16 protein-coding genes and 1 pseudogene are annotated in these 23,108 nt (G+C 55.4%); 4 read left to right on the plus strand and 13 right to left on the minus strand.

Going from position 1 to position 23,108, the window contains the following annotated elements:
- Positions 1-107 precede the first annotated feature (107 nt).
- Positions 108-317, plus strand: a complete 210-nt coding sequence (locus ABD035_RS05880; RefSeq protein WP_343868482.1) for a YdgH/BhsA/McbA-like domain containing protein — start codon at positions 108-110, stop codon at positions 315-317.
- A 759-nt stretch (positions 318-1,076) separates the two neighbouring features.
- Here the strand turns inward: ABD035_RS05880 and ABD035_RS05885 are convergent.
- The 10 genes from ABD035_RS05885 to pepA all read right to left on the minus strand — a co-directional run bounded on the left by ABD035_RS05885 (position 1,077) and on the right by pepA (position 14,106).
- Entirely contained in the window at positions 1,077-2,114 is a 1,038-nt protein-coding gene (locus tag ABD035_RS05885) for a C45 family autoproteolytic acyltransferase/hydrolase (protein ID WP_343868484.1), read from the minus strand.
- A gap of 23 nt (positions 2,115-2,137) precedes the next feature.
- Complete coding sequence (gene glnQ, locus ABD035_RS05890) at positions 2,138-2,863, minus strand: glutamine ABC transporter ATP-binding protein GlnQ (protein ID WP_343868756.1); 726 nt, start codon at positions 2,861-2,863, stop codon at positions 2,138-2,140.
- A 2-nt stretch (positions 2,864-2,865) separates the two neighbouring features.
- Positions 2,866-3,522, minus strand: a complete 657-nt coding sequence (gene glnP, locus ABD035_RS05895) for a glutamine ABC transporter permease GlnP (protein ID WP_025903898.1) — start codon at positions 3,520-3,522, stop codon at positions 2,866-2,868.
- Positions 3,523-3,578: 56 nt separating this feature from the next.
- The gene (gene glnH / locus ABD035_RS05900) at positions 3,579-4,331 is read right to left on the minus strand and encodes a glutamine ABC transporter substrate-binding protein GlnH (protein ID WP_371813139.1); all 753 of its coding nucleotides are present in this window, start codon (positions 4,329-4,331) and stop codon (positions 3,579-3,581) included.
- A 269-nt stretch (positions 4,332-4,600) separates the two neighbouring features.
- Positions 4,601-5,161, minus strand: a complete 561-nt coding sequence (locus ABD035_RS05905; RefSeq protein WP_343868487.1) for a carboxymuconolactone decarboxylase family protein — start codon at positions 5,159-5,161, stop codon at positions 4,601-4,603.
- Positions 5,158-6,498 (minus strand): aspartate aminotransferase family protein, encoded by a 1,341-nt coding sequence (locus ABD035_RS05910; protein ID WP_343868489.1) that lies wholly within the window; start codon positions 6,496-6,498, stop codon positions 5,158-5,160. Before ABD035_RS05910 ends, ABD035_RS05905 begins: the two co-directional genes overlap by 4 nt.
- Positions 6,499-6,614: 116 nt before the next feature.
- The gene (locus tag ABD035_RS05915) at positions 6,615-7,469 is read right to left on the minus strand and encodes a MurR/RpiR family transcriptional regulator (protein ID WP_343868491.1); all 855 of its coding nucleotides are present in this window, start codon (positions 7,467-7,469) and stop codon (positions 6,615-6,617) included.
- A 1,682-nt stretch (positions 7,470-9,151) separates the two neighbouring features.
- A complete protein-coding gene (locus ABD035_RS05920; RefSeq protein WP_212713672.1) occupies positions 9,152-12,007 on the minus strand; it encodes a valine--tRNA ligase in 2,856 nt (951 codons plus the stop codon).
- Positions 12,008-12,012: 5 nt separating this feature from the next.
- The gene (locus ABD035_RS05925) at positions 12,013-12,471 is read right to left on the minus strand and encodes a DNA polymerase III subunit chi (RefSeq protein WP_212713673.1); all 459 of its coding nucleotides are present in this window, start codon (positions 12,469-12,471) and stop codon (positions 12,013-12,015) included.
- 123 nt (positions 12,472-12,594) lie between these two features.
- A complete protein-coding gene (pepA, locus tag ABD035_RS05930) occupies positions 12,595-14,106 on the minus strand; it encodes a leucyl aminopeptidase (protein ID WP_212713674.1) in 1,512 nt (503 codons plus the stop codon).
- Positions 14,107-14,371: 265 nt separating this feature from the next.
- Between pepA and lptF the strand changes: the two genes are divergently transcribed.
- The 3 genes and pseudogenes from lptF to ABD035_RS05945 all read left to right on the plus strand — a co-directional run.
- Positions 14,372-15,472, plus strand: coding sequence for an LPS export ABC transporter permease LptF (lptF, locus tag ABD035_RS05935; protein WP_212713675.1), 1,101 nt, complete (start codon positions 14,372-14,374; stop codon positions 15,470-15,472).
- Positions 15,472-16,548, plus strand: coding sequence for an LPS export ABC transporter permease LptG (gene lptG / locus ABD035_RS05940; protein WP_212713676.1), 1,077 nt, complete (start codon positions 15,472-15,474; stop codon positions 16,546-16,548). Before lptF ends, lptG begins: the two co-directional genes overlap by 1 nt.
- A 164-nt stretch (positions 16,549-16,712) precedes the next feature.
- A pseudogene (locus ABD035_RS05945) lies at positions 16,713-16,826 on the plus strand (transposase); the annotation flags it as partial.
- 11 nt (positions 16,827-16,837) lie between these two features.
- On the opposite strand, the gene ABD035_RS05950 reads toward ABD035_RS05945, so the two are convergent.
- The 3 genes from ABD035_RS05950 to ABD035_RS05960 form a co-directional block, all read right to left on the minus strand.
- Positions 16,838-20,443 (minus strand): S6 family peptidase, encoded by a 3,606-nt coding sequence (locus tag ABD035_RS05950; protein ID WP_343868495.1) that lies wholly within the window; start codon positions 20,441-20,443, stop codon positions 16,838-16,840.
- Positions 20,444-20,707: 264 nt separating this feature from the next.
- Positions 20,708-21,997: a DUF445 domain-containing protein gene (locus ABD035_RS05955; protein ID WP_343868497.1), complete on the minus strand. Its 1,290-nt coding sequence runs from the start codon at positions 21,995-21,997 to the stop codon at positions 20,708-20,710.
- A gap of 108 nt (positions 21,998-22,105) precedes the next feature.
- Positions 22,106-23,023, minus strand: a complete 918-nt coding sequence (locus tag ABD035_RS05960; RefSeq protein ID WP_343868500.1) for a LysR family transcriptional regulator — start codon at positions 23,021-23,023, stop codon at positions 22,106-22,108.
- Positions 23,024-23,108 lie beyond the last annotated feature (85 nt).

Consider the following 23,108-nt stretch of genomic DNA (forward strand, 5'->3'; position numbering starts at 1 on the left):
TAAGATCAGCAAATCGTTCAGCTTTTAAGCGTCCTTCTGCCGGTCTATCATGCATCGCATCGGGGCCATACCGGCCCTTACCCTGAAAATGAATGAAGGTAATCCTTATGAACTCCATCAAAACTTTCGTTGCAGTTGCCACACTCTCTCTGATTTCTTTCGGTAGCTTTGCTCAGACGATCACCGCAACCGCCGGGACACTGGATGATGCTGAAGCACAAATCGCGGCGCAGGCCCATAAGAGCGGTGACTCTTACCGGATTACCGAAGCGACCACTAAAAACTGTGTGCATATGACGGCGGAACTGAATAAATAAGCCTCTGTCCTGCAACCACGGGCTGCCCACCGGCAGCCTGGTAGCCGCCTCTCTGTCTCCCCGAAGCATCCCTTTTACTGCGAAACTTTCCTCAGTATTTCTCCGGCAAGTCACTGACGATACATCCACGTCCGGCGGATCCAGCTATCTGGCGATAACCCTTCTCCGGTGCTCAGAAGTGTCATGCACAGAGAGCAAGTATTCAGAAAGCGAGTGCTTAGCAAGACAGTGTTCAGAAAGCGAATATGCAGACCGGCAGGGGATAACTGCGGATCAGTCTGGTAACCACCGCACTGGTAGCCGCCTCTCTGTCTCCCCGAAGCATCCCTTTTACTGCGAAACTTTCCTCAGCACTTCTCCGGCAAGTCACTGACGATACATCCACGCCTGGCGGATCCAGCTATCTGGCGATAACCCTTCTCCGGTGCTCAGAAGTGTCATGCTTAGAGAGCAAGTATTCAGAAAGCGAGTGCTTAGCAAGACAGTGTTCAGAAAGCGAATATGCAGACCGGCAGGGGATAACTGCGGTGCGGGGTAACCCGTTCCGGGGAGAATAGTGCCTGCCGGCAGAAATGACCGATATCATCGTTGAGTCTGAATTACCCTCTGCACCGATGCTTTGCCGGATAAAATTCATGCCGCGAATGCGGGCCGGTGACGGCGTGAAAACCAGGGACGGTGGGCGTTACAGATCGGCGGGACCGGTGCCCCGGCCATAAAAAAGGCTGCAATCGCAGCCTCTTACAGGATCACGGGGTATCAGACCGTCGCTGAGCCGCGTAACACCTTACCTTCCAGTGCCGCATGCTGACGATCTTTACCATAGACAGACCAGCTGACGCCCTCATCACTGACTTCAAACAATGCTGTCGCCAGGGTATTTTCCTGATCCGGGTCATCCGCCGCCAGGCGGTAAACCGGGAGTTCTTCCTGACTCTGGTCAGAAAGGATCATCAGGCTGCGCTCAGCTGACAGTGTCTCACCGGTCGCCAGTAATGCTTCAATCACCTGCTGACGCGCGGCAGAACTGTCGGTGATCACCTGTTCAGCCGCCTGTTGCTGCGGATGGACCAGATGATTCGCATGTCCGGCACTGCCTTTTAACGGCAGAACACTGCACCCGGTACCGGTTGCTTCAATACTGAAGATCCGTGAATCCCCGGCGCTGGCCAGTGTATGATGGAATGCACCCGCCCGGCCCGGAGACGTCAGTACGGCCACCGCCTGGTCCAGGCTGGCAGCGTTCAGTGCCGCTCTGGCCAGTACCTGACGAGGCAACCCTTCAGGCCGCTCAACCGCACGGATATTATTAACGGTATTAACAATCCCGTACTGGTTTACAGAAAACGTATGTCCGCAGAGCGAGCCAGGATAGGCGAAACTCAGGTAGGATACCCCCTGATCCGGTATCACCTCCGCCAGGAAACACGCATCGCGTAACTGCGGGAATCCATCTTCATTGTGCGCAACGATGATGTCATCCTGTGCATCACGACCGGCCAGGGTAGTGCAGCCATCTGAGGTCGAACGTACCAGATCACCACGACAGTTCCAGGCAAAGACCTCGTCAGTCTCCGCCTCCAGCCCGCAAGCCAGCCCCTCGATTTCCAGCCAGATATCCGGATAGTGTTGTTTTACCGCCGCCGCCATGGCCTTTGCCTGTGCGGAATCTTTCAGGGCTGTCACTGTCTGCCACAGTGGTGTCAGCGTCAGTTCCTGGTGCCAGGCCGCGTGCCCGGCCTGGCCCAGTTGTTTTCCGAGAGCGAAGGTATCGCCACGGAAGGTCAGTTTTTTCATAAGCGGGTGCCTGTCCGGAAAGATTAGGAGACGTGCTGCAGGAATTCCTGCAAACGCGCGCAACCTTTACCGCTTTCGATCAGTTCTGCCGGCTCGCCGTCTTCGGCAATCGTGCCGCCGTCGATAAAGATCAGACGTGAGGCCACATCGCGGGCAAAGCCGATTTCATGGGTCACAATCACCATGGTCATCCCTTCTTCCGCCAGAGAACGCATTACCTGCAGCACTTCATGACGCAATTCCGGGTCCAGTGCCGAGGTCGGTTCATCAAACAGCATCATCTGGGGTTTCACCGCCAGGGCTCTGGCGATGGCAACACGTTGCTGCTGGCCGCCGGAAAGCTCAGAAGGGTAGTGATCCGCACGACTGGCCAGACCGACACGCGTCAGCAGTGCCATCGCCTGTTCACGGGCTTCTGCCTTACTGCTGTGCCGGACACGAAGAGGGCCAAACATCACGTTTTCCAGTGCCGTCAGGTGCGGGAACAGGTGAAACTGCTGGAAGACCATACCGGCTTCACGACGAATATCACATTCATTCACGTGCGGATCGGTCATATGCATCCCGGCGACGATAAGTGCGCCGGAAGAGATCTCTTCCAGTTTGTTGATACAGCGTAATAACGTTGATTTACCGGATCCGGACGGGCCAATGATCACCACCACTTCGCCGGCATCAATCTTCAAATTGATATCGTGCAGCACCTGTGTTGAGCCAAAATTTTTCGAGACATTTTGAAATTCAACCATACTCATAAGATATGCATCCTTTTTTCCAGTCTTTTAAGCAGGAAGCTCAGACACAGAGTCACAATCAGATAAAGTGCTGCTACCGCTGTCCATACTTCGAGTGCGCGGAAGTTTCCGGCAATAATTTCCTGGCCCTGACGGGTCAGTTCAGCCACCCCAATCACGATAAACAGTGAGGTGTCTTTAATACTGATGATCCATTGGTTACCGAGCGCCGGGATCATACGACGCAGAGCCAGAGGCATAATGATATGCCATGTGGTGGCGCGGGAAGAGAGTCCCATGGCCAGTCCGGCTTCTTTAAACCCTTTATTGATCGATAAAATCGCGCCACGGGTGATCTCAGCGATATACGCGCCCGAGTTAATCATAATCGTGACGACAGCCGCGGTGATCGGTTCAATATGAACCGGCAGCGCTAACGGCAGGGCGAAGTAAATAAACATCACCTGCACCATAATGGGGGTGCCGCGGATAAGTTCGACAAAAACCAGTGATAATGCTTTTGACACCCTGCCGCCCAGTGCGCGACAAACACCGGCAGCCAGGCCGATAACAAAGCCGCCCATCAGGCCGACAATAGAAATAAAGAGGGTGAGCTTTAACCCTTGCAAGAGTATTGGCACGGCTTGCCAGACATAACTGATGTCAAAATTCATAGTGTTACCCGTACTGTGTAAAAAAAAACGGGGCCAGCCAGTGCTGGCCCAAAAACTTACTTAGGTTCTTTGTCGAACCATTTCAGATAGATTTTGTTATAGGTACCATCAGCACGTAATGCTTTAAGCGCCGCATCGACACGGGCGGTGTAAGGGCTGTTTTTCTGCAGAGCAAAACCATACTGCTGTGGCAGCACGCTGTCGGTTTCACCGGTCGCTTTAATTTTTCCGTCACCGGCAGTTTTCACGTAATAAAGAACGTTAGGAGAGTCGTGAACAACGGCGTCGATATTTCCGGCCTGCAGATCCAGGTAGGCATTGTCGATGTTCGGGAACTCAACGTAATCGGCTTTAACGTGCGCTTTCATAAAGGTTGCTGCCGCAGTCCCTTGTTTCAGACCTACGCGTTTCCCGGCCAGGTCACTGAATTTAGTGATCCCGGTCGCTGAGCTTTTCACGGCCATCAGCAGATCAGCGTTATAGTAAGGGGAACTGAAGTCCACCACCTGAGCACGAACCGGCGTAATGGTGATACCGGCCATCGCAACATCGATATTACGAGACTGCAGGCCCGGGATCAGACCACCAAAGTCCATCGGTTGCAGGGTGTAATCGACGTCCATTTTTTTCGCAATGGCATTCCACAAATCGATATCAAATCCGACGTACTTATCGCCTTGTTTAAATTCAAACGGAACGAACGCCGTATCCACGCCGACGGTTAACTTATCTTTTGCCATCGCATTGAAACTGAATGCACCGGCCAGTAAGGCTAATGAAATCCCGACAGTATTTATTGTTTTCAGCATAGCGATTCCTTTATATAGATCGGATGATGTGTGTCAGTCACAGTGATAAAAGCAATATGTGTGCCACTATTTTTACCTTCAGACAAAAAAAGAAGGTAAACAGTAAAATTATGATTTTTATTGTTTTTTTATGTTTCCCTGGTGTTAACGTCTGATGCTCTTCAGAAAAAAGCGGTAATAACTTTTTCTTATAAGCTTATAGGTTCAGGAGGCACCTTTTTGGTGCCCCATTTTGGAAGGGGGGATCTTTTTGGTGCCCCCGGGGATATCTAAAAACCGTCAGGCATTGACGATGAGGGGGTGCCGGCGCAGTTCATCACCATGGCGAGCAGAGAGTAATAGCCATTGACGCCAATCAGATCCATCACGGCCGTTTCACCAAAATGGCTCACTGCCTCCTGCCACAGGCTGTCACTGACTCCCTGCTGCTGATGTAATTGCCGGCAGAAGTGGTACACCAGCCATTCATCGGCGGCTAAGTCATCGGGGGCTGGCTGCTGTTGCTGACGGATCGCCACAATAGCGGCCGCAGAAATGCCCTGTTGTTCTGCTATCGGCGCATGGATCTCCCACTCTACCGACTGGGACCAGTGCCGGGCGGTGAGCAGAATGGCCAGCTCGGAAAGCCGTTGACCGATGGCACTCCGGTAGCGCAGGTACTCGCCCAAATGCTGGACATGTGACATCAGTTCCGGGCTGCGCAGTAATGCCTGAAACGGGGGCAGCAATGCCCCCCGCGGGCCATTGATCACTTCTTCTGCCAGCAGACGTTGTCCGGGCGTCCACGCATCCGGGGTCAGGTCAGGCAGGCGATGAGTCCGGGCCCTCATGACTGTCCCGCCGCTTTAGCGGTTTCCCGGATGATGACCTGTTTCAGTGTCTCCACCACAAAATTGAGCTGCGACGGCTCAATAATAAAAGGCGGAGCAATAAGGATATGGTCCCCTTGCTGTCCGTCAATGGTCCCGCCCATCGGGTAGACCATCAGTCCTTTTTCCAGGCAGGCACTTTTGATGGCAGCATGCAGTTTATGGGCAGGATCGAATGCCGTTTTTGTTGTTTTATCCCTGACCAGCTCGACGCCGGCGAATAATCCGCGTCCGCGGGTATCTCCGACAAAGTCCAGCCCGGCCAGTTCGGCATGTAATTGCTGCAGTAAATAATTCCCCTGGTGTTGCACACGACTCAACAAGTTATCCCGCTCGATCACCTGCTGGACTGCCAGTGCCGCCGCCGCCGCAGTTGGGTGGCAGATATAGGTATGACCATGCTGGAACATTCCGCTACCGTTACGCAGTGGCTCCATGACTTTATCGCTGACCAGTACCGCGCCAATCGGCTGATAGCCGCCGCCCAGTCCTTTCGCCACTGTCACGATATCCGGGACCACATCGTCCTGTTCAAAGGCGTGCAATGTACCGGTCCGGCCCATGCCGCACATCACTTCATCGGCGATATACAGCAGACCATATTTGTCACAGAGCTTTCTTACCCCGGCGAAATAGCCCCGGGTCGGCGGAACGGCGCCGGTCGTGGCACCGCTGACGGTTTCGGCGACAAAACCGATAATTTTTTCTGCACCGGTATCAAGAATGGTCTGCTCCAGCTCGTTGAGCAGGCGTTCGGTGTACTGTTGTTCACTTTCATCCGGCAGACGATCACGGTAGGCATTACAGGCAGAGACCCGCGCCACATCCATCAGCAGTGGTGCAAATTGCTTACGACGCCACTCATTGCCTCCGACCGCCAGAGCACCCAGCGTATTCCCGTGATAGCTCTGACGACGGCCGATAAAGGTGGTCTTTTCCGGCTGTCCGGTTTCCACACAATATTGTCTGGCCAGTTTCAGCGCCGTCTCTACCGCTTCGGATCCCCCGGACACGAAATAGACAGAATTCAGATCGCCGGGCGCGGTACGCACCAGCTGGTCGGCCAGTTGCTCTGCGGCATCGCTGGTGAAAAATCCTGTATGTGCATAAGCCAGCGTATCAATCTGCTGATGCAGGGCGGCCAGTACATCGGGATGACCATGGCCCAGGCAGGAAACTGCTGCTCCGCCGCTGGCATCAAGGTAACGTTTTCCGGAACGATCGGTGATCCACACCCCTTGTGCAGAGGCGGCAACAGGGGGAGTAACCTTCAGACTGCGGTGAATAATATGGCTCATGGTGATCCTGTGACGGCGATAAGCAGGGGAACTCCCCCCGGACAGGGATCATAGTCTCAGATTCATTTGGATCATTCAATATATAAATGATTCAAATGAATCATTGGCGCCGTGTTCTATTTCCCGGGCAGAATATAGGTCCCGGAATCAATCAGATAGCGTTCAGCACTCTCGATACGACGGATAGCGTCTTCGCCGTGTCTGGCGACCAGAGCCGCCATCAGGCATTCGGCAAGCCCCATGGCAGAAACGACGGAGGGGAAAAAGGACGGGCTACCGGAGGAAAAAAGCAGGGTACAGGCGGCCGCCTGCGCCAGCGGGGAAACCGCCGAATCTGTGACCGCAATCAGGGTGGCTCCTGCGGCCTGAGCGTAAGCGATAATTTGCAGCGTTTCGCGGGAATAAGGCGCAAATCCGCAGATCACGACCACATCATCGGCACCGATCTCGCGGGTGAACATCTCCTGATTATTCGCCAGCCCGTCAATCAGCGAGACGTGCCGGTGAAAGAGGCGATAAATATAATGCAGTGACCAGGCGACAGAGAAACTGGCGCGGAACCCGCAGATATAGACCTGTGAGGCATTATCCAGCAGGGTGACGGCGTGATCCAGCGCTTCCCGGTTATTCTCCCGGGTTTGTTGCAGGTTCGTGCCGAAGGCAGAGAAGACTTCATCATACAGCGCCGGGTGCTGTGCTTTGTCCTGCAATCCGGAGGCCCGGGAAGCATAACTATCATCTGCCAGTCCCAGCGATTGTATAAAGGCGGATTTGAGTTCGCCCCAGCCCTGGTAGCCCAGGCGTTGGGCCAGCCGCAGCAGGGTAGCGGGTTTAACATCCGCATTCCCGGCGAAGGCGCGCATTGACAGCACCACTAACTCACTACTGTGTTCCAGGACAAACTCCGCGGCTTTCTGCAGTTCCGGAGTCAGTTCGGGGTAGAGTTCAACAATAATTTTTCGCGGGTCCATGTCGGCCTTTCTCCGGAGTGTCGGGATCGGCAGGGATGATACCTTGCCCCGCAGGTTAAGGGGAAGTCGCTGAATGGGGATCCGGGGAAAACCGGATCAGGTTTTTTATTATCAGGGGGAGGGACCGGGGAAAACCGGATACGTTTTTTTATGATCAGACCGTGAGTATTCCGTTCGCTTTATAATAAGGCAGGCTGCCTTAGCCCCGCCGGGGGCGACCGGGCAAAGGGCGCCTGGCCGCGCCCTCTGCACTCCGGGCCTTGCGACAAGCCTGCCCGCCGCTGGCGCGGTACCTTCGCTCACTCATTTGTCCTTGACGGACCGGTCACGATTCGCTCCTGCTCAGCATGACCTCTCGCCGCATCCCTGCGGCTCGTCCTGGACATATTCGTTCGCTCAGCGGTGCGATGTCGCGGTCATTCGCCGGGGTTTGGTCCCGGAAACACCAATAAAATTATTTTTCGCCGGTCTGTGGGTATTGAGTTTATCTGTTGTATTTATTTCAGTCCGTGCCTGTTCCGTTCGCTTTTAATCAGGGGGGCTGCCTGGCTTCCGCCACAGGCGACCGGGCAAAGGGCGCCAGGCCGCGCCCTCTGCACTCCGGGCCTTGCGACAAGCCTGCCCGCCGCTGGCGCGGTACCTTCGCTCACTCATTTGTCCTTTACGGACCGGTCACGATTCGCTCCTGCTCAGCATGACCTCTCGCCGCGTCCCTGCGGCTCGTCCTGGACATATTCGCTCGCTCAGCGGTGCGATGTCGCGGTCATTCGCCGGGGGTTGGTCCCGGAAACACCAATAAAATTATTTTTCGCCGGTCTGTGGGTATTGAGTTTATCTGCTGTATTTATTTCAGTCCGTGCCTGTTCCGTTCGCTTTTAATCAGGGGGGCTGCCTGGCTTCCGCCACAGGCGACCGGGCAAAGGGCGCAGGGCCGCGCCCTCTGCACTCCGGGCCTGGCGACAAGCCTGCCCGCCGCTGGCGCGGTACCTTCGCTCACTCATTTGTCCTTAACGGACCGGTCACGATTCGCTCCTGCTCAGCGTGACCTCTCGCCGCGTCCCTGCGGCTCGTCCTGGACATATTCGCTCGCTCAGCGGTGCGATGTCGCGGTCATTCGCTGGGGGTTGGTCCCGGAAACACCAATAAAATTATTTTTCGCCGGTCTGTGGGTATTGAGTTTATCTGCTGTATTTATTTCAGTCCGTGCCTGTTCCGTTCGCTTTTAATCAGGGGGGCTGCCTGGCTTCCGCCACAGGCGACCGGGCAAAGGGCGCCTGGCCGCGCCCTCTGCACTCCGGGCCTGGCGACAAGCCTGCCCGCCGCTGGCGCGGTACCTTCGCTCACTCATTTGTCCTTAACGGACCGGTCACGATTCGCTCCTGCTCAGCGTGACCTCTCGCCGCATCCCTGCGGCTCGTCCTGGACATATTCGCTCGCTCAGCGGTGCGATGTCGCCCTGACAACGGTGCTGATATCCGCGGTAAAGCGGATTATGCTTTTGTTTTAAAACCGAAGACAGTGGCGAATTCGCGCTGGCCATCAGGCCTAAGTGATAAGTGAAGGAACAGCGCAGATCTGCGCCGGACGGGGTGTGTTAAGGCCTGTGTCTTCGGGGCTTATCCGTGGCTTTCGGGCACAAAAAAGCCGGGACAAGCCCGGCTTTCTCAGGTCGCTAAACAGACTTATAGCGCAGCGATCACTGCCTGCTGTTCGGTCAGTTTGGCTTTGGCTTGCTGCAGGTCGGCTAAGCGCTCACGCTCTTTTTCGACAACGGCGGCCGGGGCACGGGCAACAAAACCTTCGTTGGACAGCTTCGCATTGATTTTTTCAATCTCCACGTCCACTTTGGTCTGCTCTTTTGCCAGACGCTCCAGTTCCGCTTCCTTGTTGACCAGACCGGCCATCGGGATCAGCAACTCTGCACCTTCCACCAGTTTGGTGACCGAGACCGGCCCTTTATCCCCGGCGGACAACAGTGTCAGGCTCTCCAGACGGGCCAGACGCTGCAGGAAGTTACGGTTTTCGCCCACACGACGGATCACGTCTTCGGTGGCACCACGTAATAACAGATCCAGCGGCTTGCTCAGGGCAATATTCATCTCTGCACGAATATTACGGACAGCGACGATGGCTTGTTTGATCCACTCGATATCCGCCTGTGCCTGTGCATCTTCTTTATCCGCATCCCAGGCCGGGAACGGCTGCAGCATGATGGTGTCATCGCTGTTACCGGTCAGGACCTTCACACGTTGCCAGATGGTCTCGGTGATAAACGGAATGATCGGATGTGCCAGACGCAGTAATTCTTCCAGTACGGTGACCAGGGTATGACGTGTACCGCGAAGCTCGGCTTCGCTGCCATTGTTCATCACCGGCTTGGTCAGCTCCAGGTACCAGTCGCAGAATTGGTTCCAGGTAAAGTCATACAGCAGGCTGGCGGCGATATCGAAACGATAGCTGTCCAGTGCCTCGCGGTAGGCTTTAACGGTACGGTTAAATTCGCTCAGGATCCAGCGGTCAGCCAGTGACAGCACTTTCTCGCCACCGTTAAAGCCGCAGTCCTGCTCTTCCGTGTTCATCAGCACGAAACGGCTGGCGTTCCACAGCTTGTTACAGAAGTTACGATAGCCTTCAAGACGCTTCATATCCCAGTTGATATCACGGCCGGTCGAGGCCAGTGCTGCCAGGGTGAAACGCAGAGCATCGGTCCCTGAAGGCTCAATCCCCTCCGGGAACTGCTTCTCGGTACGCTTACGGATTTTTTCCGCCAGCTGCGGCTGCATCATGTTGCCGGTACGTTTTTCGATCAGCTCCGGCAGGGAAATTCCATCCACCATATCCAGTGGATCGATAACGTTCCCCTTCGACTTGGACATCTTCTGTCCTTCGTCATCACGGATAAGCCCGGTCATATAGACCGTTTTAAACGGCACCTGAGGCTTGCCATTTTCATCTTTCATAAAGTGCATGGTCAGCATGATCATGCGCGCAATCCAGAAGAAAATAATGTCGAAGCCACTGACCACCACGCTGGTCGGGTGGAAGGTACGCAGCGCTTCCGTGTTTTCCGGCCAGCCCAGGGTAGAGAAGGTCCACAGGCCTGAAGAGAACCAGGTATCCAGCACATCTTCGTCCTGACGCAGTTCCGTCGCTTCCGGCAGGTTATTTTCGGCACGAACTTCCGCTTCGGTACGACCGACGTAGACATTACCGTCGTTATCGTACCAGGCCGGGATCCGGTGACCCCACCATAACTGACGCGAGATACACCAGTCCTGGATGTCACGCATCCATGAGAAATACATATTCTCGTACTGCTTAGGAACGAACTGGATCTCACCGTTTTCGACGGCTTCTACCGCCACTTTCGCCAGCGGGGCGGTACGCACATACCACTGGTCGGTCAGCATCGGTTCGATCACCACGCCACCACGGTCACCGTAAGGCACGGTCAGATCATGAGGCTTAATTTCTTCCAGCAGACCGGCCGCTTCCACCGCAGCAACAATGGCTTTACGGGCGGCAAAACGTTCCAGGCCGGCAAATTCGGCAGGGATAGCGCCGTCATAAACGTCGCTCTCTTCGCCGTTAGTATCATACACCTGCGCCTGAGTGCGGATATCGCCATCAAAGGTCAGAATGTTGATCATCGGCAGTTGGTGGCGACGACCGACTTCGTAGTCATTGAAATCGTGGGCCGGAGTGATTTTTACGCAACCGGTGCCTTTTTCCATATCGGCATGTTCATCACCGACGATTGGAATGCGGCGGTTGATCAGCGGTAATACCAGGTATTTGCCAATCAGGTCTTTATAGCGCGGATCTTCAGGGTTAACGGCGACGCCGGTATCCCCCAGCAGGGTTTCCGGACGGGTGGTCGCAACCACAAGGTAATCTTTACCTTCGGCGGTAGTGGCACCGTCGGCCAGCGGGTAGCGGATATGCCACATCGAGCCTTTAGACTCGCGGTTTTCCACTTCCAGGTCTGAAATCGCGGTACGCAGTTTCGGATCCCAGTTCACCAGACGTTTGCCACGATAAATCAGATTTTCTTTATACAGACGGACAAAGACTTCTTTTACCGCATTCGATAGCCCGTCATCCATGGTGAAGCGCTCGCGCTCCCAGTCCACAGAGTTCCCCAGCCGGCGCATCTGACGGGTGATGGTACCGCCGGATTCGGCTTTCCACTGCCAGATTTTATCGATAAACGCATCACGGCCGTAGTCCTGACGGGTTTTACCTTCTTCGGCCGCAATTTTACGCTCAACCACCATCTGGGTCGCGATACCGGCGTGGTCGGTACCTGCCTGCCACAAGGTGTTTTTGCCCTGCATCCGCTGATAACGGACCATGGTATCCATGATAGTCTGCTGGAATGCGTGACCCATATGCAGGCTGCCGGTGACGTTCGGCGGCGGGATCATGATGCAATAGCTTTCCTGGCTCTCATCACCATTTGGTTTGAAGTAGCCTTGCTTTTCCCAGTGATCGTAAAGCGGCTGTTCTATCTCTTGCGGATTATATGTTTTTTCCATTTCTGCTATGTCGTTTTGGGCGCCGGTAGGGTTGCCGTATTCAATTGGAAACCGACGCTGCGATACGCTTTATAGCGGTCACGCGCCAGCTGCTTCAAAGATTCTTCATCAGGGACAAAGTCTATCACTTCATGGAAAGCGGTAGCAAAATCTGCAAACCACGGCAGCAGGGTGATCAGCAGATCACGGGAGGCATTGCCCCGTTTTTCCGGCCAGGCCAGCTCAACCGGCGCACCGTAACGCGGCCCTTCACCGGCCAGATTATGCGGCACAAAGGAATCTGCAGGTCGCTGCCAGAGCGCTTCGTCCAGACGGACTGCCTGCGCTTCGTTCTCACAGGCCACCAGAATACGTTTACCCTCGCGCCAGCGCGCCGCGGCCAGTTCACAGGCCAGGGCTTCAACCGCAGACAGGGTCTGGTGAGGTGTATCGGGGCCGGGAAGGTAAAAGGTGGCATTTTTCATGCGATTGCCTGTATTCCATGAAGTAAAAAGAGTGACCAAGGTCACTCAGGGTAATCCTGTTTCTGCCGTGAAGGTGACAGCAGGGCAGTCCCCGGTTCAGCCGGGGACTGCCGGTACACAACCTTACTCGTCGGTGCCCAGACCGGCACGGTTCAGCAGGAACTGTGACAGCAGAGGTACCGGACGACCGGTTGCGCCTTTAGCTTTACCTGAACGCCATGCGGTACCTGCAATATCCAGGTGCGCCCAGTTATATTTACGGGTAAAGCGGGCCAGATAACATCCGGCAGTGATCGCTCCGCCCGGCCGGCCACCGATGTTCGCCATATCGGCGAAGTTGGATTCCAGCTGATCCTGGTACTCATCGCTCATCGGCAGACGCCATGCGCGGTCACCGGACTGCTCGGAAGCGCTGATCAGCTCATGGGCCAGCGGGTTATGGTTAGACAACAGACCGCTGATATGATGGCCTAATGCTATCACACATGCGCCGGTCAGGGTGGCAACATCCACCACGACTTCCGGATCAAAACGCTCGACATAGGTCAGGGTATCGCACAGCACCAGACGTCCTTCGGCATCGGTGTTCAGCACTTCCACCGTCTGGCCGGACATGGTGGTCAGGACATCGCCCGGACGTAATGCACGGCCGTCAGGCATGTTTTCACACCCGGCCAGTACGCCGACCACATTCAGTGGCAGTTTAAGCTCAGCGACCATGCGCATCACACCGTAAACGGTGGCGGCACCGCACATATCATACTTCATTTCGTCCATGCCTTCTGCAGGCTTGAGCGAGATGCCCCCGGCATCGAAGGTCAGTCCTTTACCGACCAGAACAATCGGTCGCGCATCGGCGTCAGGGTGTCCTTTATATTCGATAACCGACATCAGCGATTCATTCTGTGAACCGGCACCGACCGCCAGATAAGCGTTCATCCCCAGCTCTTTCATCTGCTGTTCGCCGATGACTCGGGTGGTGATGTTCTGGCTGTACGCGTCTGCCAGCTGCCGGGCCTGAGAGGCCAGGTAGGCCGGGTTACAGATATTTGGCGGCATGTTACCGAGATCTTTGGCCGCTTTCACCCCGGCAGAAACTGCCAGTCCATGCTGGATTGCACGCTCACCACTGGTCAGTTCACGACGGGTAGGGACGTTAAACACCATTTTACGTAACGGGCGACGAGGCTCGGCTTTGTTGCTTTTCAGCTGATCAAAGCTGTACAGAGACTCTTTTGCGGTTTCCACCGCCTGGCGGACTTTCCAGTAATTGTTACGGCTTTTGACATGCAGTTCGGTCAGGAAGCAGACGGCTTCCATCGAACCGGTGTCATTCAGCGTGTTAATGGTCTTCTGAATAATCTGCTTATACTGACGCTCGTCCAGTTCCCGCTCTTTACCACAACCAATCAGCAGGATGCGTTCAGAAAGAATGTTCGGCACATGGTGCAGTAACAGGGTCTGGCCCACTTTTCCTTCCAGTTCGCCACGACGCAGCAATGCGCTGATGTAGCCATCGCTGATCTTATCCAGCTGCTCGGCAATCGGCGACAAACGACGAGGTTCAAACACCCCGACAACTATACAGGCGCTGCGTTGTTTTTCCGGGCTACCGCTTTTTACACTGAACTCCATGTATTCTCCTGAATCTTAAAGACAACAGCGTTTGCTATCGCTAGAATGTATAACTCTTATTCTTATTATGAAACAGTTATGCCATGACAAACAGTGGATTGGCGTCATAATAAGTTAAGATTCTGAGGACGATGCCTCAGTATCCTGAGAAGGTGGTCATACAATTTTAGCCACGATAGCAGCCATTGATGAAGTAAAATGGCTAATAAGCGTTGAAACTATCGACTTTCCTGCAAAAAGACAAGTTTTCACAGGCGTATTTAGCGTGATTATCATTAGATATCTGGTTCGGGAGACGCTCAAAAGTCAATTCGCCATTCTGTTTGTCCTGTTACTGATCTTCTTCTGTCAGAAGCTGGTCAGGATCCTCGGAGCGGCGGTCGACGGTGATATCCCGACAAATTTAGTACTTACCCTGCTGGGGTTAGGTGTGCCGGAGATGGCACAGCTTATCTTACCATTAAGTTTATTCCTGGCGATCCTGATGACGCTGGGGAGACTCTACACGGAAAGTGAAATCACGGTCATGCATGCCTGTGGTCTGGGCAAAGATGTGCTGGTCAAAGCCGCCCTGATCCTGATGCTGATCACCTCGGCCATGGCCGCGGTCAACGTCATCTGGCTGGGGCCCTGGTCGGCCCGATACCAGGATCAGGTCACACAAAATGCCCGCGCTAACCCGGGCGCCGCGGCGCTTGCCGCCGGGCAGTTCCGTACCTCCAGCGACGGCAATATGGTGTTGTTTATCGAAAACGTGAAAGGCAACCAGTTCGGTAACGTTTTCCTGGCCCAGTTGCGTCCGAAAGGCAATGCACGGCCTTCCGTGGTGCTGGCCGATCACGGGCACATGGAACAAAAAGCGGACGGTTCGCAGACGGTGATCCTGGATAAAGGGACCCGCTTTGAAGGCACCGCGATGCTCCGTGATTTCCGTATTACGGACTTTACTCAGTACCAGGCGGTGATGGGGTATAAAGAAGCGACCCTGGACCCGAATGATTCAGATCAGGCCACCCTGTCGACACTGTGGCATAACCATACCCCGGCCTTCCGGGCGGAGCTGAACTGGCGTCTGACCCTGATTTTCTCGGTACTGGTGATGGCGCTGATGGTGGTGCCGCTCAGCGTGGTTAACCCTCGCCAGGGCCGGGTACTTTCCATGCTGCCGGCGATGCTGCTGTACCTGATCTTCTTCCTGGTTCAGAGCTCTTTCCGCTCGAATGCCACCAAGGGACGCCTCGACCCGGCGGTCTGGATGTGGTCAGTGAACGCAGGATATTTCGTGCTGGCGATTGTGCTGAATCTTTGGGATACGCTGCCTATGCGGCGGTTCAGAGCGCGTTTCAGCCGCAGTGAGGTAGCCTGATGTTTGGAGTTCTTGACCGCTATATCGGTAAAACGATCTTTAACACCATCATGATGACGCTGTTCATGCTGGTGTCATTATCGGGCATCATCAAGTTTGTTGAACAGTTGCGTAAAACCGGCCAGGGGGCCTACACCGCACTCGATGCCGGTTACTTCACCCTGCTGGGTGTCCCTACCGACCTGGAACTGTTCTTCCCGATGGCGGCCCTGCTGGGGGCTCTGCTGGGGCTGGGGAATCTGGCTCAGCGCAGTGAACTGGTGGTGATGCAGGCCGCCGGATTTACCCGGTTGCAGATTGCTTACTCGGTAATGAAGACGGCCATCCCGCTGGTATTACTGGCGATGGCTATCGGTGAGTTTGTCGCCCCTGCCGGTGACCAGATGGCACACAATTACCGCGCACAGCAAATGCTCGGCGGGTCCCTGTTATCGACTCAGGGCGGGTTGTGGGCTAAAGACGGTAATAACTTTATCTTTATCGATCATATCCGCAACGAAAGCGAACTCAGTGGTGTCAGCATTTACCGCTTTAATGACCAGCGCCGGCTGACCGATGTCCGCTATGCGGCCAGCGCCGTCTGGGATAAGAGCGAACGCCAGTGGGACCTGACCCGGGTGGATGAATCTAATCTTACCGACCCGAATCAGATTACCGGTTCTCAGCGGGTCAGCGATGTATGGAAAACCACCCTGACGCCCGAAAAACTGGGGGTCGTCGCGCTGGACCCGGATTCATTATCGATCCGTGGCCTGACGGATTACATCAAGTACCTGAAACAGAGTGGTCAGAAAGCCGGACGTTATCAGCTGAACCTGTGGAGTAAAGCGATTCAGCCACTGTCGGTCGCGGTCATGATGCTGATGGCGTTATCCTTTATCTTTGGTCCGCTGCGTAGCGTGTCGATGGGGACGCGAGTGGTCACCGGGATAAGTTTCGGTTTCCTGTTCTATGTGCTGGATAAGATCTTCGGCCCGTTAAGCCTGGTCTACGGTTTGCCTCCGTTCCTCGGGGCGATTTTGCCGAGTGCCGCCTTCTTCTCTGTCAGCCTCTATCTGCTGATTAAACGGCGCTGATGTGGGTAAAAAAAGGGGTCACCTGCCGGTGACCCCTTTTTTATTGTCACCCCTAAACCACCTCCTAGGGAGGTGGTGATTGATCCTGTAAGGCTATAGCCTGAAGAATGCCCATGCCGGAATATCTCTGCTTACTCACCACAAGTAAAAGGAGACAAACCAACATGGGGCTTTACAGGAGTTCATCACATGTATATTGGCGTTGCAAATACCACATAGTCTGGACACCAAAATATCGATTCAGGATCCTCAAAGACAAGCTGGGCAAGGAGCTTTACTGAACCCGCTATCAGAACGTAAACTCCATGCCGCTGGCAATGTTCCAGTCATCGATACCTTCTCTTTCCAGTCGTTTCTGATAACCGACCCGCGTGGTTATCCGCAGATGATCGGTGAGACTGACGGCGGCATGGGTATTCAGTTGCAGGCTGTCTCCACCCCGGCCGGTACTGAACAGACTGCGCGTCTGCCCGTCACTGATGGCAACCTGACGGGATGCGCCCGGCCGCAGTATGACACGGGCATCGGCTCCCAGGCTCACGCCACCCAGCATCATCCGGTAGTCCAGCCCGGCACTGAAATCAGGGGCCGTCGGGTGTTGATAGCTGACCCTGGCATTATCCCCATCGGTAAATGAGCGTATCCGCAGTTGCTGCCAGTGCATACCCAGTTTCGGCGTCAGGCGGTGAGGGCCGTACTGCCAGCCTTTACCGGCATCTATCCCTGTCAGCCAGCTAACGGCGGCCGGTGCCGCGACTTCACCCCGCAGCCCGGTGCTGACATGGCTGCGAAAGCGGGTATAGGCGAGCGGGATTTCCAGCAGCCAGCCATTATCGTTCTGCCAGCGGAGCAGTGTATTGATGCTGAAGGTATCGGCACTGCTGCGGCCGTCGCCATCTGCCGCGGAGGGTTTGACAGAAAGTGAGCCTTTACTGACGGCAAACCCGAGTGTGATTTGCTGTTGCCCGGCTTCCGGAGAGGACCAGCGACTGCCCATCATCCAGCCATTGGCCTTTCCGGTGGAGTCATAGCCGTAGTTCGCAAAATTCCCGGCCGAGTGATAACGCTCATTGCTATGGTATCCGTACAGGAAAAAGGCCGAACGGGGGTCACGTACGCTGTCAGAAAACATCTGCTGCAAATCTTCACTCAGCCGGGTAAATGCGCCTGGCAGAGAGATGTAAACGGGGACCTGAGGTGTCGTCGCGGGCCTGATCGGCAGAGGTTCCGGCACAGGAACAGGTGCGGGGTCAGGCACCGGAGCGGGGTCAGGCACCGGTAACGGACCAGGTTCAGGCTGGGGCTGAGGTTCCGGGACAGGGTCAGGAGTGGGTTCCGGGACAGGCAGCGGCTCCGGGGCGACCGGCACCGTGTTCCCGTCACTGTCGAGCAGGATATTCTGCAAACGATAATCCCAGTACTGGTTGCCTTCCCCCTCAAGTAAGCGTTCACTGACAGCGGACTTACCGGGAGCAAATGCATACAGGCCATAAGCCCAGGCACCTCTTGCCACGTATTCTCCGGCCAGTTTGACGCGTTTCTCATCGGACCGGCCTCCGACCTGTAACACCGTGATCCCTTCATTGTTATCTGCGCGATGATTACCGTTGCTGTCGGTATCCTGCCAGCCAGCCGGTGAGAGGATGCTGAGCAGCAGGGGGGCGTCTTCAGTCGCATTCAGGTCACCGGAAATAAGTAAGTGGTCACTGGCGGCTGGAGAAGCACCTGCCCTGAGGATCACCCGGTTATTCGTACCGGTCGTCAGGGAGTTCATCCTCATCACTGAACTGGCGCCGGACGCATTGTGCAGGCCGGGGTAATAGGTCACATCCGTCTCCCCCGTGACATCTGCGAAACTGCCCGCCCCGGTGAGCCGCGTACCTGACTGCAGTGTCAGTGCCCCGGTCACCCCGGAGAGCACCTCCAGCTCGCCCTGGCTGACCGTGATCCCGCCACGGTTGTCGCTGTGTCCGGCCAGGGTCAGGCGTCCCTCACCGGTTTTCAGTAAAGAACCCTCACCACTGAGGCTGGCCTCAATCCGCGAGGCCATTTCACCGGCAGTACTGATATTCGGGCTGATATCGGCAATCAGTTGTGCGTCAGGCCCGTCCAGCACGGTGCTGCCTTTCAGCGTGCTGCGCGCCAATACGCGGAGCGTGGCATGATCAGCCACCCGCAGGCTGGCCTCTGCCGTGGCGTGCTCTGCCAGTGTCAGCGAACTGTTTGCAGCCAGATCAATGCGCTCTGCGCTGTACTGTTGCGGTAACCAGTCATCGGCAAAGCGTACACCGCCCGCATGCAGCACCTGCTGCCCGGATAACTGCAGTTCACCGCTACTGACCTGCAGCGTGCCCAGTGTGGCTCCGCCGCTGAGCAACCACTCTCCCCGGGTGGTCAGGTTCAGCAGGCCACCGGCCTCCGCAGATCCCAGGGACCCGGAAAACGTCTGCTGATTACCTGACAGAATCAGCTCAGAGGCCTGCGCGGCATTATTATTCAGCAGACGGGCACCGTCATCGTTATGTTTGATCTCGCTGAATGTCAGCGATTGTCCGTTCATATCCAGCGTGCCCCCCCGGTAGCCGAACTGGATATTTTCGCTGTCGACTTGCCCGGCGCTGCCGAGGACCACCACCGGCCGGCCACTGACCAGCGTGATTTTCGAAAATGCCTGTCGCTGTCCGTGACTGTCGGCCTGCTGGTTGAGGATAACCGTGCCGTCACCGGTATTGAGTTCTCCGGGGTTAACGCCGGTGGCATTCACCTGTAGTGTCCCGGCCCCGATTTTATGCAGCACATCGCCCGCCTGCCCGTTCACCTGCCAGTCGACGGTCATGCCTTCATCGACTTCAATACCGCCGCCGACCCAGCGATAGTCTTCGTCCTGCGGGCTGACGACCCGGTAATTCCCGGAAAACTGCAGCTTTGCCGCACCGTGATTGACGGATTGCTGCAAGACAATCGTACCGCCCGCGCCCTCAAACCGGAGGTCTTTGGAGGCATCCAGCGCCTCATTACTGGCATCCGCCGGAATAACGCTGTCTGTGCCGTGCCATTCCCACCGGGTATCTCCCTGCCGAAGGGCATCGGCAGACCAGAGAATATCGCCGGCCCCGGCCGTATCAGTCACGGACGGATCGGTATTCTTCTGCAGCACGTCGGCAATTTCCTGATCACGCAGAAACAGAATATATCCGCGCAGATTATAGGGAGCGGTACCGGCACCACTGGTCAGAACACCCGCCAGGCGCCAGACTTTATCGACATTATCGTAAACCAGCATCGGGCTGCCGCTGTCTCCGGCTCTGGACATGGAATCAAGAGGCTGTACGGCCGGGTCATCGGGTGAGTGGTTATACCAGCGTAACCGCCAGCTTTCGAAGGAAGGGTTCAGGATAGTGCCACCGCTTTTCCATTTATATGCGCCGCTGAGACGGATCAGGGTTTGGGTGGCCGCATCGACCTGATACTGCGTACCGGTTCCCACCCGGGTGTACCAGGTATAACGGTCTTTATTCGCTGCCAGCGTGGAGCCTTTGACCGTGGGCAGCGGAGCGGCTTCGGTCACTACTTTATTTAATCGCGGGACATGAAAGTCATGGGTTGTTGAATTGTTCCGGTTAATTAATTTATAAATTGTTTTAAATTTCGCATTATTTCCGAAATCAACGGTTTTATATCCGCTATTATGTCGAACGCCGGTAACATAAGACGGAGAGATGAGGGTGGCATATCCCGCCGAGTTAACTGCAGCAAAATCCGGCATCGGGTAAGATAAAACACCGGCTACGCTGCCATCTGTTTTAAAAACAGAAATGTTGGTCACGCCGGGGCGGTATTTCCCGGAATTTTCTGCAAAATCCCGATATTCCTGAACCGGGACATCTTCGCGCATGACACCGGCGTTTCCCGGCAACGGGCTGAGAGAAAAACAACAGAAAAGAGTCACTGAAAGGGGTCTGTTCAATGGGGATATCCTTATTATTTGCAGGGTCTTCCTGACCCTTCCGCGTTTATAACGGATTCACCTGACCTTGTCCAGACACGGTGGCTGAGAATATTTTTATTATGAGAAGCAGGCCGTGAAATATCCCTGCAGTGAAATCTTCCGGCCATTTAACGGCCGGAAGATGATCAGCAGGAAATATTTTCCGTCAGATCAGAAAAAGGTATGACGTATTATCTGAATAAACAGCGGGAGTTGTGACAATAAAAAAAGTAATAATCCTAATACTCCGCCCACCAGCGTGCCATTAATACGGATAAACTGTAAATCGCGGCCGATATTCTGCTCTATCTGGGCCGACAACTGGCGGTCATCCCAGCTTTTGATCGTATCGCTGATATGCCGTGTCAGGAACCGCGCAACGTCCGGGCCACCCTGAACGATGGCCTGCTCCAGATGGTGCGTAAAGGAGGCCCGTAATTGCGGGTCATCGCCCAGGGTACGACCAAACCATAGCGTGGCCCGGGTCAGGTGTGCGCCGGTTACCGAATCCTCCCGGGACAAATCCTGCTGCAGCCAGTCACGCAGGTCATCCCATAGCCCTGTGGTATAGCGGTTAAAGGTTTCGTCTTCTTTCAGCCAGACTTTCAGCCGTTCGGCCCGGTCCTGCATTTGCGGATCGGTTTTCAGTGACTCAATAAACCGCATAACCATCCGGTTAGCGCTGTCCCGCAGCTGGTGGTGCTGATCCTGCGCCACATCCAGCAGTAAGGTATCGATCATCGCGGTAACCTTACCGGCCCCTTTCTCGCCCAGCCACTCTACCGGCACCAGCCTGGCCATCGTCGGATACTCTTTGCTGAACCACTGGCTGATTTGTCCGGCAATAAACTGCCGTGACTCCGGGTTCGCCAGCATTTCTGTGATTTTTTTGATCAGGGTATCCAGCAGTTCCTGATGGCGATTTTCCCGCGTCAGGCTCTCCAGCAATAAAACAGCGGCCTGACGGAAATCGACAGTTTCAATGGCCCGGTGGATCCCCTGTTGCAGAAAGCGACGGATATTCTGGTCATTTCCCGCCCGCAGAAACCCGGCAATCAGCTGGCGGATAAGGGTGCTGAGTCTGGCGGCATTGTCCGGTGCACTGAGCCACTGCGCCATTTTCTGCGCCGGATCGTGACGGCGGATCAGGGTGATCATACTGTCGGTGGACAGGAATTTATCCTCGACAAACCGGCCCAGGTTGTCGGCGATCCGTTGTTTATTGCGCGGAATAATCGCGGTATGGCGACCGATAAACGGTAACGGGATGCGGCGGAACAGGGCGGTCACAGCAAACCAGTCGGCGAGCGCCCCGACCATGGCCGCTTCTGCTACCGATTTGATGGCCTGTACGGCCAGCGTTTGCGGCAGAAAGAGGGTCGCCACAAATACGCAGCTCACCAGGGTGAGCAGGCAGAGTGCCAGCCGTTTGGTTCGGGTCAGAGCGGAAATTTTATCCATACAGTTGCCTGAAAAATAAAAAAAGAGGGAGAGCCAGTCGCTGACGGCAGCCGGCCTTCAGCATAGCAAGCGGATCAGAATTTTTCCTGCCGGGATCGTGCCGCAGATCTATTCCGCTTCACTGAAATGATCACTGCGTTGCTGTAATTGGGCGGTCAGGAACTCCAGAAACAGGGTGATCGCAGCGGACTGCTGACGTCCCGGTAACAGATGGATCTGCAGGGTGCGCTGGGTGAGATGATTTATCTCCAGATGACGTAACACCAGCGGATGATCGTGATGATCATATGGCACGGTAAACCGGCTGCACAGGGTGACGGCCAGTGGTGTCTGGCGCAGAAAGTGGTACAGGGTCGCAAAACTGTTACAGGTCAGTGTCGGCTCAATAAACACGCCGTTCATCTGACAGGAAAGATCAAATAACTGACGCACGGTGGTGGTCTGATCCGTCAGGGCCACCGGATAGCTGCTCAGATCCTGCAGATGAAAGTTCTGGCTGGCCAGCGGATGACGGGCAGACATCACCACCAGCACCGGCGCGGGCCAGCTACCGGCGATCTGTACCCCACGCTCGGGATGCAGACAAAACTGCAGGGCCAGGTCACACTCGCCGCGATGCAGACTTTCGGACACCTGGCGGGTATTCCCGGTTTGCAGATAGAAACTGACCGACGGGTAGTGTTCCCGGAACCGTGAACATATCGCCGGCAGCAGGTCAAAGGCGACCCCTTCGGTACAGGCGATACGGATCGCCGTGCGACGGATGGCGGTCAGCCCTTTTATCTCTGACAGGGTGACTTCCATATCACGCTGGCTCTGACGCAGGCGGTGCTCTAAGAGTTTACCGGCATCATTCAGCACCATTCCCCGGGCATGCCTGTCAAATAAGGTCACCCCCGCGTCCCGTTCCAGACGCCGTATCTGCCGGCTGATGGCGGAGGTAGCCACAAACAGTTGCCGGCTGGCGGCACTTAATGACCCACTCTCGGCCACGGCCAGGAAATAACGCAGTTCGGTACTTAACATCAGCTTGCCTTATAACGGTGCATGCCGTCTTTTTGTGCAGTTCAGCGTTGCCGTGAAAGCAAGGCTTGTTTGATATTTTGATAAT

Source organism: Tatumella terrea (assembly GCF_039523755.1).
GTDB lineage: Bacteria > Pseudomonadota > Gammaproteobacteria > Enterobacterales > Enterobacteriaceae > Tatumella > Tatumella terrea.